Below are 13,165 nucleotides of genomic sequence, written 5' to 3'. Positions count from 1 at the left end.
CCATGTCGGAGGTTAGAGATGCACCTGACGCCGCGAGAGACCGACAAGCTCATGATCTACATGATGGCCATGGTCGCGCAGCGCCGAAAGGATGATGGGCTCAAGCTCAATCATCCCGAGGCCGTCTCCTTGATCGCCGCCAGCGCGCTCGACAATGCCCGCGCCGGCAAGACGCTCGAGGAAGTCATGGAAATTGCGCGCAAAGCCATCACCCGCGGGGACGTCATGGAGGGTGTCGTGGACATGATCCCCTACGTCCAAGTCGAAGCGGTGTTCACCGATGGCAGTCGCCTCGTCACCGTTCATGACCCGATCCAATAAGCAAGGGAGTGGTTCAATGGCCACCGAGACCACGAATACTCCTGTTGGCGGGCTGGTGCTCGCGGATGGCGAGATCGAGATCAATGCCGGCTATCCGACCAATACGCTCAAGGTCCGCAATACCGGCGACCGGCCCGTCCAGGTCGGGTCCCACTTCCACTTCTTCGAAGTGAACTCCGCGCTGGAGTTCGACCGCGAACAGGCCTTCGGCAAGCGCCTCAATATCCCGGCCACGACCGCGCTGCGCTTCGAGCCCGGCGACGAAAAGGAAGTGGTGCTGATCCCTTTTCAGGGCAAGCAGCGCGTCATCGGCTTCAATGGCCTCGTCAATGGCTGGGTTGGTGATGAGAGCTATGACGACCAGCGGCCCCGCCTGGCTGACGCGATGGAGCGGGTCGAGCGCTACGGCTTCAAGAACACCCCCCAATAATTTGAACAGCTACTTCAAGAACGGGTCACACCATGGCGAAGATCTCAAGGCGGCAATATTCGGACCTTTATGGTCCGACCACTGGCGATAAAATCCGTCTCGGCGACACCGACCTATACGTCGAGGTCGAGAAGGACCTGCGGGTATATGGCGAGGAAGCCGTATATGGCGGTGGCAAGACCTTGCGCGACGGCATGGGTTTTGACAACGAGCTCACAAGCGCCGCCGGCTCACCGGACCTGGTCATCACCAATGTGACCATCATTGATGCCATCCAGGGCATCATCAAAGCTGATGTTGGCATCAAGAACGGCGTGGTCTGCGGCATCGGCAAGGCGGGCAACCCTTCCGTCATGTCCGGGGTCACACCCGGCTTGGCGCTGGGGCCAGGATGCGACGCCATTTCGGGCGAGCACCTGATCCTGACAGCGGGTGGCATTGACGCGCATGTGCACTTCATTTCGCCCCAGCAGGCGCAAGCAGCCCTCAGCAACGGCATCACCACGCTCTTTGGCGGCGGCGTCGGACCGACGGACGGCACCAATGGTACCACCATCACGCCCGGCACCTGGAACATCGAGATGATGCTGCGCTCCTTTGATGCCTGGCCGGTCAATGCCGGGGTCTTGGGCAAGGGCAACTGCTCCTCGCCGGCACCGCTCGAAGAGCAGATTCGGGCCGGAGCCATGGGTTTCAAGATCCACGAGGACTGGGGCAGTACGGCTGCCGCGATCCGGATGGCGCTGACGGTTGCGGACCGGATGGACGTGCAGGTTTGCATCCATACCGATACGCTCAACGAAGGCGGGTTCGTCGAGAACACGATCGCTGCCTTCGAGGGACGCACGATCCACACCTATCACACCGAAGGCGCCGGCGGTGGCCACGCCCCCGACATCATCCGCGTTGCGGGCCAGCCCAATGTGCTGCCCAGTTCCACCAATCCGACCCTGCCATACGGGATCAACTCGCAGGCGGAACTGTTTGATATGACGATGATCTGCCACAACCTCAGTCCGAAAATCCCGACGGATGTGGCCTTCGCCGAAAGCCGGGTACGGCCCGAGACCATCGCGGCGGAAAACGTCCTGCATGATCTTGGCGCTATCTCCATCATCTCGAGCGACAGCCAGGCCATGGGCCGCGTTGGCGAGTGCTGGATGCGCACGGTCCAAACCGCCCATCTGATGAAGCAGCGGCGTGGCCCTTATTCGGGCGACAGCTCCAACAATGACAACGAGCGCGTGCTGCGGTTTGTCGCCAAGGTGACCATCAATCCCGCCATCGCCCAGGGCGTCAGCAAGGTGATCGGCTCGGTTGAAGTGGGCAAGATGGCGGACCTGGTGCTGTGGGAGCCAGCCTTCTTTGGCGCCAAGCCCAAGATGGTAATCAAGGGCGGCTTCATTTCCTGGGGGCTGATGGGTGATCCCAATGCCTCGCTGCCCACGCCCCAGCCGGTGAGTTACCGGCCGATGTTTGGCGGGCAAGGATCGGCGCTGCCGAAATCCCGCGTCACCTTCACCTCGAACGCCGCTTTCAATGATGGGATCGTGGATCGCTACGAGCTCAAGTCCAACGTGGTGCCGGTCTACGCCACCCGGACCATCGGCAAGGCGCACATGGTTCGCAACAGTGCTTTGCCCGTGATCGAGGTGAACCCGGAAACCTATGCGGTGACGGTGGATGGCGTGCACGCGACCATCGAGCCCGCCACGAGCCTGCCGCTGGCGCAGCTGCACTTCTTCAGTTGACGCGGCGCCAGCTTGTTTGGGGATGAAGTGGAGGGAACAATGATCCTGATCGAAAAGACGCTTGGCAATATCAAGGACCGGACCTGGGAGGGGGCCGAGGTCGAGCAACTGGTGCTCGAACAATGGGAGGCGCCCAAGAGCCGGCTGCGTAAGCGCACTGAGAGTGGGCTGGAACTGGCCATTTCACTGCCCCGGTCCCAGCATCTGCACGACGGAGACGTGCTCTATCACGATCCCGATACACACCGGATCGTGGTTGCTGCGATTGCCATGAAAGAAGTGATGGTCATCGAAATGGATGACCTCGAGGGGATGCCCGCCTCCGAGATACTGAGCATCGGGTTCGACCTGGGGCACGGGCTGGGCAACCAGCATTGGCCCGCGGTCATCAAGGGCACAACCATTTACGTGCCCATGTCGGTGGACCGGAAGGTCATGTCCTCCGTCATGAGGACGCATGCCTTCCGGCACGCGACAATGCGGTTCGAACCGGGAGAAATGGTGGCGGCGCGTCTCGATGCCAACGAGGCGAGATTGCTGTTCGCCGGAGCCGACGCATCACCGCACCGGCACCACGAACATGACCATGACCATGATCACAAGCATGACCACGGACACGACCACAAGCAGGGGCACGACCACAAGCATGACCATGGCGTGCTTCTATGAACGCGGGCGCCAACTGGTTCGCTTCGGATATGGGCCGGCTCGCTCGTCTCCTGCAATTTGCTGACTCCACTTTGCCGGTAGGCGCGTTCGCATTCTCGCAGGGGCTTGAATCCGCACTGCAGCTGGAGATCGTTGCGGACGCGGCGAGCCTAAAGAGTTACCTCGACGTCATCCTGCGTCAGGCCGCCCATACCGACGGCGTGGCGCTGCTCCACGCTCATCGCGCAGCCCTTGCTGGTGACTACGAGAAGTTGCGCCAAACCGACGAGGAGCTTTGGGCGCGCCGGGTCGGTGAAGAGCAGCAATTGATGCTGGCTCGAATGGGCAAGAAGTTCGCCGAGCTGACGCTGGCGATCACGCATGTGCCGCTGCTTCAGCGTTGGCTCGAGGACATCAACCGGCGCGAAACACCGGGCTGCTTCCCCGTCGCGCAGGCCATCGGCCTTGCCGGCATGGGCGTGAATGAAGCCGAGGCATTCACCCTGCATCAATACGGCTTGTCATCGATGATCCTGAATGCCGCGCTGCGGCTCATGCGGATCGACCATCTGACGACGCAAACAACGCTGTTTGCCGCGCAGGGGTCAGTTGAGCGGCACTACCAGGCAATCCAGGCGCTTGAGCTCGACGAGATGTCGAGCTTTGCGCCCGTCTACGACGTCATCGTCGCCCATCATACCAGAACGCATCTCCGGCTGTTCATGAACTGAACTGCCCTACCAAGGAACGCGATATGAAGAAGATCACGCGCATCGGCATTGGTGGCCCTGTCGGCTCGGGCAAGACGGCCGTCATCGAGACTATAACGCCCCGGCTAATCGAAATGGGCGTCAGGCCGTTGATCATCACCAACGATGTGGTGACCACCGAGGACGCCAAGCAGGTTCGGCGGACCCTTAACGGAATCTTGATCGAGGAGAAGATCGTGGGCGTCGAAACTGGCGCCTGCCCGCATACGGCGGTCCGCGAGGACCCCTCGATGAACATAGCGGCGGTTGAGGATCTGGAAGAACGTTATCCCGATAGTGATGTCGTGTTGATTGAATCGGGCGGCGACAACCTGACCCTGACGTTCAGCCCGGCGCTGGCGGACTTCTACATCTATGTCATCGACGTGGCGGCCGGGGACAAGATCCCGCGCAAGAACGGCGCCGGCGTGTGCCAGTCCGATATCCTCGTGATCAACAAGACCGATCTCGCCCCCTATGTGGGCGCGAGCCTTGAGGTCATGGACCGCGACTCCAAGCTCATGCGGGGCAGCAAGCCCTTTGTCTTTACCAACTGCAAGACCGGGGAAGGCGTGGATGGGCTTATGGACCTGATCATGGACATGGCCCTGTTCGACGTCAAACCGACGCCAATGGCTGCGGCGGGGTAGGGCTATGGGCCTGCACCAAGCACTGGCGCGGCTGGACACGGCTCGGGAACTGGATGGGTTCCGATCCGAGCCGGCGCAGATGCGGGCTGCGGGCCCGGGGAAAGTCGGGGAACTGCGGCTGGGCTTTTCGGCCCGAAACGGGCGTTCGGTTCTCCATGATCTCTACCGGGTGGCGCCGCTGCTGGTGCAGCAGGCCCTCTACTGGGATGAAGCCATGCCGGAGTTGCCGATCTGCTCGATCATCTCGATCGGCGGCGGTATTCTGCAGGGCGACCGTTACCGCATCACCATCGAGGTGGAGGAGGGCGCCTGTGCCCATGTCACCTCCCAGGGGGCGAACCGGATCCACCGGATGGACGCAAACTACGCCTCGCAACACCAGCAGATCAGCCTCGCGCCGGACAGCTATCTGGAATATCTGCCCGATTTCACCATCCCCTATCGAGACTCCCGCTTCATCAACCAGACCGACATCGTAATCGACGAAAGCGCGACCCTGCTTTACGGCGAGATGCTGATGACCGGCCGCAAGCACCATCATGCGTCGGAGCGGTTCGGTCTCGACCTGCTCTCCATGCAGGTCTGCGCCAGGCGGCCCGGCGGCAAGCTGATCTTCACCGAGAAGCTGCTGATCGAGAAAGACAACGACACCCTCGATCTTGCCGCCGTAAGCGCCGGCTATGACGCCTTTGCCAATGTGGTGTGTCTTACGCCAAGGGAAACGGCAGCCCGGATTCGGGAGCGGGTGGAGGTGAACGCCACAGCCGATGCCCCCCGGGCCATGTCCGGCGTTTCCATGCTGCCCAATGCGGCTGGCCTGATGTTTCGAGCAGTTGGCGTGGAAAGCTACGACGTGAGGGCAGAGGTCCGGAGGTTCTGGCGCGTCGTCCGAGAGGAAGCGCGCGGCCGGACCCTACCTGAACAGTTCCTGTGGCGGTGAGGGTGGAGGGCTTCGGCCATGAGCATCAGCAAGGATAATTTCGGGTTGGTCTGCCTCAAAGGGGCGGGCCAGGTGTTCTTCATGGAGAATGCCCTCACCGGAGCGCTGTTCTTCATCGCGATCGCGTACGCCTCTTACGACACGGGGCAATGGGCAATCACGGCGGGCGCCGTTCTGGGCGTGGTTGTTGCGACCGCCATGGCCAAGGTGCTCGAGGCGGACCCCGATTCCTACCGCTCGGGCTTGTTCGGCTTCAACGGCATCCTGGTCGGCGTGGCGCTGCCAACCTTTATCGCTGTGTCACCAGAACTCTGGTTCTACATCATTGTCGGTGCGGCGATCAGCACCGTGGTGACCAGTGCCTTCAGCGCCACGCTCACGAGGAGCTGGGGCATTCCAGGCTCGACGGGTCCGTTCGTGCTGACGGCGTGGCTGTTGCTCGCTGGAGCCTATAGTTTCGGCTCGCTTCACGTGGTGGGGGAGACGCCAAAGCTTGCGACCGATTATGCCTCGGGCGCCGCCGCCATCCCCGGCGCCCTCGAGTTCGGCGAGATCTTCTTCCGCAATATTGGGCAGGTTTATCTGCTCGGCAGCTGGGTGAGCGGCGTCATTATCCTGGTCGGGATTTTCATTGCCTCGCGACCTGCCGGGATCGCGGCTATTGCCGGGTCGCTGATCGCGCTCGCCACCGCCATCATGATGCGAGCGGACCCGTCGGTGGTGTCGCAGGGGCTTTATGGTTTCAGCCCGGTGCTGACCGCCATTGCCATTGGCACGGTGTTCCTCAAGCCCTCGGGTCCGGTGGCGGCCTATGCGGTCCTCGCGACGATCGCCACTGTGTTCTTGCAGGCCGCCTTCGACGTCATCATGGCGCCTACCGGGTTGCCGTCCTACACGGCACCCTATGTCCTCGCCCTTTATCTGTTCATTGCGCCCAGAAGCCGCGCAACGCCGCATCCGCACAAGCCCGTGCAAGCGCACTTCTTGATAGATGACAAGTCGTGAGCATCGGGGGGGTGCTAGTTCATAACGATCAATGCGAGGGCGGAGACAGCCATGAGTGCCATCAACCCGGGTGATACCGCCTTTGTGCTCATCTGCACTGCCCTTGTCATGATGATGACGCCGGCCCTGGCACTGTTTTACGGCGGGCTGGTGCGGGAACGCGACGTTCTCTCCATCATGATCCAGAACTTCATCTGCATCGGGGTCGTGGGGATCATCTGGGTGTTTGGCGGCTTCAGCCTCGCTTTCGGGCCTTCCCTTGGGGGAATGATCGGCAATATCGGCAGCTTTTTCGGCATGTTCAATGTGGGGGTGGAGCCCAACGCCAACTATGCCGGCGATGTGCCATTCATCCTGGTCTTTGGCTACCAGATGATGTTTGCCATTATCACGCCAGCTTTGATGACAGGGGCTTTTGTCGGACGGATCCGGTTCGGCGCCTATCTCTGGTTTATCGCGCTGTGGACCATCATCGTCTATCTCCCGGTTGCGCATTGGATTTGGGGCGGCGGGTTCCTGTCCCGCCTGGGTGTCGTCGACTTTGCCGGCGGTATCGTGATCCATGCCTCGGCCGGCGTATCGGCGCTGGTCACAGCCCGCTACCTGGGCAAGCGCGCCACGGCTGGGGTAGAATCAGCTCCGGCCAACCTGCCACTCGTTGCCCTTGGTGCCGGTCTTCTTTGGTTTGGCTGGTTCGGCTTCAATGCCGGGGGAGCCTATGGCGCCGACGCGCTCGCGGCCTATGCCTTCACCAACACAATGCTCGCAGGCTCTGTTGCGATGCTGGTGTGGATGTTCTGGGAATGGCGCGAGACCGGGCACCCGACCTTTTCGGGCATTCTGGTTGGTGCCGTCACCGGTTTGGCCACTATAACGCCCGCTTCAGGCTATGTGGAGCCAATGGCGGCGCTGGCGATCGGGGCCATTGGCGCCACGGCCTGCTACTTCGCCAAATACATCCAGTCCTGGCTCAAGGTCGACGACACACTGGAAGTTTTCCGGGCGCATGGCGTGGGCGGCATCACCGGCTCGCTTCTGATCGGGCTGCTCGCGAGCCCTCACATCAATGCCGTTTCGGCCGGACCGCGCCAACTGCTGGTTCAGGCCTTGGGCATCCTGATTGTCGTGATCTATGCGGCCGTGGTCACCAGCATCATCCTCCGCCTGATCGACCGCTTCGGCAAGCTGCGTGTGCCAGAAGAGGTGCAACGGCAAGGGCTGGATGAACAGCTCTACGGCGAGCAGGCTTACAGCCTGTGGAACATCAAATCGGGCACGGACAACTAGGCGGCGCCAAGCGCTGCCGGGCAGTCGCTCGGCAGCAGGCTCAACTCCGGTTAGATGGACCCAGACGGCCATGGACCTCACGATCCTGATCTTCCTTCTGGTCTACCTGGCCATGGCACTAGGGGGCCTGCCGGGCCTCAAGGTGGATCGAACTGGCGCGGCTATCATCGGTGCGCTCGCCATGATGACCGCCGGCAGTATCGACCCGAAGGCGGCTTGGGACTCCATCGATTATTCCAGCATCGGCATGCTCTTTGGCCTCATGGTGGTTTCCGCCGCCTTCGTGGTCTCCGGCTTTTACGGCTGGACGGCGCGGAAAGTTGCCGCCGCGTCTGTGTCGCCGCGGGCCTTGCTGGCGATCCTCATCGTGGTGGGAGGGCTGCTCGCGGCATTCCTGACCAATGACGTGGTGGCCGTCGCCATGACACCGCTGCTGATGTCCATCACCCTCAGCCGCAAGCTTAATCCGATACCCTTTCTGCTGGGCTTCTGTTTTGCGGCCAATGCCGGCGCGTCCGGCACGATCATTGGCAGCCCCCAGAACATGATCGCCGCCCAGAAGCTGAACCTGTCATTCGCCGGCGTGTCTGAGATCACTGCGGTCCCTGCGCTCTTGTCATTGCCGATCATCTGGATCGTCGTGAGTTGGCTTTATCGCGGCCGCTGGCAACTCACTCCGTCCGCCGACAAGAAGCGGCCGGTGGACGAGCTTGCCAGCACGCCGTTCTCGGTGGGAGAAACGGCGAAGGCCGTGTTGGTGGCGCTGGCCGTGGTGATCGCCTTCATCTTCAGTCCATGGCCACGTGAACTGATCGCGTTAACCGCTGCCGGTTTGCTCCTGCTGAGCCGGCGCGTTTCCTCCCGGGACATGCTCAAGGAGGTCGATGGCGACCTGCTCTTGCTGATCATGGGCCTGTTTGTCGTCAATGCCGCGGTGTCGGCCACTGGGCTCCCCCAGAGATTGCTCGCGCAGCTGGCTCATGGCGGCATCGATCTGGACCAGCCTTTCACCCTGTTCTGGGTGAGCAGCATTGTCAGCAACATTGTGGGAAACAACCCAGCCGTGATGATGCTGGTGCCTTACCTGCATTCAGAGGGGAACGCACAATACGGGGCTGCGCTGTCGTTGGGCACGCACTTCTCGAGCAATCTCGTGGTGTTCGGGAGTCTGGCGGGCATCATCATGGTGGAGCGCGCCAAGGATTATGGCTTCACGATTTCTTTTGCCGAGTTTTCCAAGGCGGGTGCGATCGTCACCGTGCTGACCATGGCCATGGCCGCGATTTGGTTACTGATTGTTTGACGGACCTTATCACTCGCCAGCTTCGACCTGCCGCAGGATCTCGGACATGATCTCGAGGGCATACCTGACTGGCTCGTCAGCAATGGCGAGCTCGGTCTCGTGCTCCTTGAGGCTGTCGTCAGCGGCCGAGGCGGGCAGATCGGCGGCGGTGCCTTCGCCCGCAATGATCGCCAAGCGGTCCTGTATCGCCGCAAGCTCCTGGAGTTCTGTGTCAGTGGGTCGGGTTTGGCGGAAGCTGTGCTCGAGCAGATGCGCCGCATGCGCGAGAAGATAGGCTCGCCTCAAAGGATTGTGGGTCTTGGCTTCAGCCGTGCCCATGGCCCAGAAACTGCGCATGGGATCATAGGCTTTCACCACATCGGCGAAGGCTTTGTCGACGGCGCCGGCGGCGGCGGTCATGGACTGATTTTGCTGGCCCGCCCCTATGTTGATGATCGCCGCCGTGAGCTGCTTGAGGGACAGATAAAGGCGGTTCATCGCTCGATCCGCCGTACTGGCCGTTCGGACCGGCAGCACAGCCAGCGCCGCAAAAATCCCCGCCGCCGCGCCGATCGCGGTTTCTTCCAAACGAAGGACGAGGAGTTCGGGCTTGAAGATGCCCACCAGGCCGTAGATGAGCGAAATCGCCACGTTGATGCAGATATTCATCCCCACATAGGATATCCGCGCCAGATAGAACGCACCGAAAATGGAGATGCCGACCAAGGGAATGGTAAGGTAGAGATCGCCCCGGACGAGCGTAGCGAGGCCGATACCCAGAACTATGCCGGCGAGAGTGCCCATGGCCCGGCTCATGCCCCGGACTGCCACGGCGCCCGCCGATTGGGTGTTCATGAAGATCAGGAATGCGGCCATGACTGCCCAGAACCAGCGGTCCGAGGAGATTAGTCGTCCGCCCACCATGGCGATCGCACAGGCTAGCGTCACCTGGATGGCGAGGCGAAACTGCGCGTCGTTGAGCCATTCGCCCCGCGCCGGCAGCGGTTTGGCCGGGGGCATGCGCGGAACCGAACTCGCGCCCTCGGGGAAGGAAGCCGGCAACTGGGCAACGGCGTCATGCAACCGCTGCTCGGCCTCCTGCATCTCGTCCAGCTCGCGCTTGACACTCCCCGGATCCGCTTCCGGTCGGCGCAAGGCGCTGGCCGAGGACGCGTCCAGCGCCGTCTCGGTCGCCAGCTGCAAATCCAACAGCCGCAGCACGATGTCCGAGTTCCGCTCGGAGTGGGGCCCTTCCATCTTCAAGGGCAAGTAGTTCTGGCACATGCGAATGTCGCTGCGCAGCCAACCCGCGATCAGCAGGGCATCGTTCCAGCGCATGTCCTTCTGTGTAGCGCTGACCGCCCCGATTAGCTGCCGCAGCTGCTGAGATAGCGAAAGGGTACCAGCAACGACGCGGCGGAAGTCACGCGATGGCCTTTCCGGCACGACATAGTTGCGCACGAGATGCGCAACCACGCCGGAAACAAGCAGGGCAAGGGCGATCTCCACCAGATCGCGTTCCGGAGCCCTGAGGAATGCGCCGACCACCCCGCACATGAAGGTAAACACGCCAACCGCCTGCCAGCGGGGACCAAAGCGGCGCGAATAGGTGGCAACGAAGATCACGATCAGGAGCCAGAGGTCGACCAGAACCAAGGAGCTCTCGACCAGCGATATGCCGGCAATGGCGATGAAACCGCCCAGCGCAGCATAGACCCGGGTTACGGCACGTTCCCCAATTGTGGGATCATTGATTTGGGCGGCCCCCTGGATCGCCGTGATCATGCCAAGCACATAGGAGGGCGCGTTCATGGGGACCCAGCGACCCAAAACGAAAAGGGCGAGGCAGACTGCAGCGACGGTCAGCATGACGCGCACGCCCATGCGAAGTCCCACATGCCCGGGATCCGACGAAACGAGATACAATTTCAGCTTGGCAAGCGGGTCCATGGCATTGGTGCCGATCCAGGTAAGGAGCCACCCGTTGATCGATGGTGAACCGGGGGGCGGCACCATACCGGTTCGGACGCGCCACCGGTCACGAGCAGTTATCCGGTTCTGCCAGTCGTGCGGCTAATTATGCTCCGGGTCTATTTGTTGGCAAGCAGGCAGCCGAGATCGAACGGAGTCTTCCCTACTGGGCTCAATAGACACTTATGGTGTGCGGGTAATCAGCGGCGTGATTGGCGAGAAGCTCGATTCAAGTTTGAGCCAACCGGCGGCTATTCCACTCGTCCGTCCAACACGCGGATGCGCCGCTTGCAGAGCTCGGCGATGTTTTCGTCATGGGTGGAAATCAGGAAGGTGGTCTGCTCCTTTTCGTTGATTTCGCGGATCAACTCCATGACCTGCATGGCGGACTCCCGGTCGAGATTGCCCGTCGGCTCGTCGGCAAGAACCAGTTCTGGCTGGTTCATGAGGGCGCGGGCGATGGCGACACGCTGCTTTTGCCCGCCCGACAGCTTGGTGGCGAGGAAATCCATGCGGCTCTCGAGCCCCACTCGAACCAGCAGGTCCCGGCCGCGCTGGCGGGCAGCGACCGTCTCTCGTCCAGCCTGCACCGCGGCGGGGAAGATGACGTTCTCGAGGGCGGTGAAGTCGGGCAGCAGGTGGTGGAACTGGAAGACAAAACCGATATGGCGGTTGCGGAACTCGGTGAGGTCCCGATCGCTGGCGATGGTGAGATCCTCACCGAGCATTTCGTGTTGCCCGGAAGTGGGCTGCATCAGGGTGCCAAGGATGGTGAGGAGCGTGCTCTTGCCGGAGCCGGATGGGCCGAGCAGCGCCGACAACTCGCCGGTTTCCAGTTGCAGATTGACACCCTTGAGCACCCGGGTTGCGGCCTCGCCTTCGCCATAGGTCTTGACCAGATCCCGAACTTCCAGGAGCGCACTCATTGGCCGATCACCGAGACAGGATCGACCCGGGCGGCGGCGCGGGCTGGCAGGATCGAAGCGACGATGGCGCCAATGGCGGTTAGGGCAATCGCAAGGCTATAGGCACCCTGGCGCACATCCACCGGCAAACCGCCGGGAGGCGCGAGTTCAGGCACGGGGAAGGGCGACAGCACGGCATAGCCAAGCCCCGCTCCAATCAACCCGCCCAGTATGCCGATCAGCGCGCCCTGGGTGACGAAGACGAAGATGACGAAACCTCGGCTGGCACCCATCGCCCGCATAATGCCGATCTCGGGCCGGCGCCGATAAGTCGAGAGCAGCAATGCGCTGGCCACGCCAATAACGATGGTGATCAAGGCGAAAGCCTTGATGAGATTGCCCGAACTGGCTTGCGCCCGAAGCCCGTCGAGCAATTGAGCATTGCCTTGCGTCCAAGGGGTCGCCTTTAGGCCAGTCTCGGCGGCGATCCGGGCAGCATAGGCATTGGCTTGGTTGAGATCGTCTAGCTTGACTTCGATGCGCGATATCCCCTGCGGCAGCTCAAAGAGGGTCCGGGCGGTGGAAAGGCCAATAATTGCTGTTCGGCGGTCGAGGCTTTCAACGCCCAACTCGAAAATGCCGCTGATCACCAGCGGCCGCTCGACGCCGCGCTCGGATTCAAGCCGCACCACCTGGCCGATGCCGATGCCGAGATCATCGGCCAGCATGCTGCCGATGATGATGCCAGTATTGGTCAGATCGGTGCTGCCCTCGATCAGCGCGCCCCCGATATCGGCAATTGCCGAAACCTTGTTGGCTTCGACCCCGACCACGCTGACAGGAGCGGTGATGAGGCCGCGCACAAGGAAGCCGTTGCCTACGATCTGTTGGGACGTCGCGGTGATGCCGGGCATAGCCTCGATGGTGGGCAGGAACGCGTCGGCGGTGCGCAATTGCGCGCGCTGGCTGGTGGCACGCTGCTCCACCACCAATGGCCCGGCGACCTCGGGAACCAGCAGGGCCGGGTTCCTGTCGGGCGCTTCGATGGTGACATGGGCGATGTCACCGACAGTGCGCTGCACCAGAAAGACAGCGAGCCCGCCAATCAGGGCGCTCATGAAAATGAAGACAAAGACCCCGACCGCAACGCCGGCAATCAAGAGGCTGGTTTGTGCCTTGCTGGCCGTCAGGTAGCGCAGGGCGATCTTGAGGCCATAAAGCATGGC

General features: G+C 61.9%; 13 protein-coding genes. 10 read left to right on the top strand and 3 right to left on the bottom strand.

All coding sequences use genetic code 11. The annotated features are described in order from the left end of the window. Positions 1 to 18 precede the first annotated feature (18 nt). The 10 genes from AC3YOG_RS07645 to AC3YOG_RS07600 all read left to right on the top strand — a co-directional run bounded on the left by AC3YOG_RS07645 (position 19) and on the right by AC3YOG_RS07600 (position 9,084). The gene (locus AC3YOG_RS07645; RefSeq protein WP_127752977.1) at positions 19 to 321 is read left to right on the top strand and encodes an urease subunit gamma; all 303 of its coding nucleotides are present in this window, start codon (positions 19 to 21) and stop codon (positions 319 to 321) included. Positions 322 to 337: 16 nt separating this feature from the next. Continuing rightward, positions 338 to 751 (top strand): urease subunit beta, encoded by a 414-nt coding sequence (locus AC3YOG_RS07640; RefSeq protein WP_172123253.1) that lies wholly within the window; start codon positions 338 to 340, stop codon positions 749 to 751. A gap of 32 nt (positions 752 to 783) precedes the next feature. Then, entirely contained in the window at positions 784 to 2,502 is a 1,719-nt protein-coding gene (locus AC3YOG_RS07635) for an urease subunit alpha (RefSeq protein WP_489934678.1), read from the top strand. A 39-nt stretch (positions 2,503 to 2,541) separates the two neighbouring features. After that, positions 2,542 to 3,171, top strand: coding sequence for an urease accessory protein UreE (locus AC3YOG_RS07630; protein WP_489934677.1), 630 nt, complete (start codon positions 2,542 to 2,544; stop codon positions 3,169 to 3,171). Beyond that, on the top strand, positions 3,168 to 3,881 hold the full coding sequence (locus tag AC3YOG_RS07625) for an urease accessory protein UreF (RefSeq protein ID WP_489934676.1): 714 nt from the start codon (positions 3,168 to 3,170) through the stop codon (positions 3,879 to 3,881). Before AC3YOG_RS07630 ends, AC3YOG_RS07625 begins: the two co-directional genes overlap by 4 nt. Positions 3,882 to 3,904: 23 nt before the next feature. Then, on the top strand, positions 3,905 to 4,549 hold the full coding sequence (gene ureG, locus AC3YOG_RS07620) for an urease accessory protein UreG (protein WP_489934675.1): 645 nt from the start codon (positions 3,905 to 3,907) through the stop codon (positions 4,547 to 4,549). A gap of 4 nt (positions 4,550 to 4,553) precedes the next feature. Beyond that, complete coding sequence (locus tag AC3YOG_RS07615; RefSeq protein ID WP_489934674.1) at positions 4,554 to 5,489, top strand: urease accessory protein UreD; 936 nt, start codon at positions 4,554 to 4,556, stop codon at positions 5,487 to 5,489. A gap of 18 nt (positions 5,490 to 5,507) precedes the next feature. Beyond that, a complete protein-coding gene (gene yut, locus AC3YOG_RS07610) occupies positions 5,508 to 6,494 on the top strand; it encodes an urea transporter (RefSeq protein ID WP_172123257.1) in 987 nt (328 codons plus the stop codon). 51 nt (positions 6,495 to 6,545) lie between these two features. Next, positions 6,546 to 7,781, top strand: a complete 1,236-nt coding sequence (locus AC3YOG_RS07605; protein WP_172123258.1) for an ammonium transporter — start codon at positions 6,546 to 6,548, stop codon at positions 7,779 to 7,781. A gap of 70 nt (positions 7,782 to 7,851) precedes the next feature. Then, positions 7,852 to 9,084, top strand: a complete 1,233-nt coding sequence (locus AC3YOG_RS07600) for an SLC13 family permease (RefSeq protein ID WP_489934673.1) — start codon at positions 7,852 to 7,854, stop codon at positions 9,082 to 9,084. Positions 9,085 to 9,093: 9 nt separating this feature from the next. On the opposite strand, the gene AC3YOG_RS07595 is transcribed toward AC3YOG_RS07600, so the two are convergent. From AC3YOG_RS07595 to AC3YOG_RS07585, 3 genes are all read right to left on the bottom strand, one after another. After that, positions 9,094 to 11,013 carry an FUSC family protein gene (locus AC3YOG_RS07595; RefSeq protein ID WP_489934672.1) on the bottom strand — a complete coding sequence of 640 codons (1,920 nt, stop codon included), beginning with the start codon at positions 11,011 to 11,013 and terminating at the stop codon, positions 9,094 to 9,096. 272 nt (positions 11,014 to 11,285) lie between these two features. Further along, positions 11,286 to 11,960 (bottom strand): ABC transporter ATP-binding protein, encoded by a 675-nt coding sequence (locus AC3YOG_RS07590; protein WP_489934671.1) that lies wholly within the window; start codon positions 11,958 to 11,960, stop codon positions 11,286 to 11,288. Then, positions 11,957 to 13,162 carry an ABC transporter permease gene (locus tag AC3YOG_RS07585; RefSeq protein ID WP_489934670.1) on the bottom strand — a complete coding sequence of 402 codons (1,206 nt, stop codon included), beginning with the start codon at positions 13,160 to 13,162 and terminating at the stop codon, positions 11,957 to 11,959. Before AC3YOG_RS07585 ends, AC3YOG_RS07590 begins: the two co-directional genes overlap by 4 nt. Positions 13,163 to 13,165 lie beyond the last annotated feature (3 nt).

The sequence above is a fragment of the Devosia sp. Z6_126 genome, from assembly GCF_058133495.1.
This window is presented reverse-complemented; position numbering and strand designations above follow the sequence as displayed.

Coding starts and splice junctions, on each gene's coding strand:
- AC3YOG_RS07645 (WP_127752977.1), top strand. CDS start 19: ATGCACCTGACGCCGCGAGAGACCGACAAGCTCATGATCTACATGATG.
- AC3YOG_RS07640 (WP_172123253.1), top strand. CDS start 338: ATGGCCACCGAGACCACGAATACTCCTGTTGGCGGGCTGGTGCTCGCG.
- AC3YOG_RS07635 (WP_489934678.1), top strand. CDS start 784: ATGGCGAAGATCTCAAGGCGGCAATATTCGGACCTTTATGGTCCGACC.
- AC3YOG_RS07630 (WP_489934677.1), top strand. CDS start 2,542: ATGATCCTGATCGAAAAGACGCTTGGCAATATCAAGGACCGGACCTGG.
- AC3YOG_RS07625 (WP_489934676.1), top strand. CDS start 3,168: ATGAACGCGGGCGCCAACTGGTTCGCTTCGGATATGGGCCGGCTCGCT.
- ureG (WP_489934675.1), top strand. CDS start 3,905: ATGAAGAAGATCACGCGCATCGGCATTGGTGGCCCTGTCGGCTCGGGC.
- AC3YOG_RS07615 (WP_489934674.1), top strand. CDS start 4,554: ATGGGCCTGCACCAAGCACTGGCGCGGCTGGACACGGCTCGGGAACTG.
- yut (WP_172123257.1), top strand. CDS start 5,508: ATGAGCATCAGCAAGGATAATTTCGGGTTGGTCTGCCTCAAAGGGGCG.
- AC3YOG_RS07605 (WP_172123258.1), top strand. CDS start 6,546: ATGAGTGCCATCAACCCGGGTGATACCGCCTTTGTGCTCATCTGCACT.
- AC3YOG_RS07600 (WP_489934673.1), top strand. CDS start 7,852: ATGGACCTCACGATCCTGATCTTCCTTCTGGTCTACCTGGCCATGGCA.
- AC3YOG_RS07595 (WP_489934672.1), bottom strand. CDS start 11,013: ATGGACCCGCTTGCCAAGCTGAAATTGTATCTCGTTTCGTCGGATCCC.
- AC3YOG_RS07590 (WP_489934671.1), bottom strand. CDS start 11,960: ATGAGTGCGCTCCTGGAAGTTCGGGATCTGGTCAAGACCTATGGCGAA.
- AC3YOG_RS07585 (WP_489934670.1), bottom strand. CDS start 13,162: ATGCTTTATGGCCTCAAGATCGCCCTGCGCTACCTGACGGCCAGCAAG.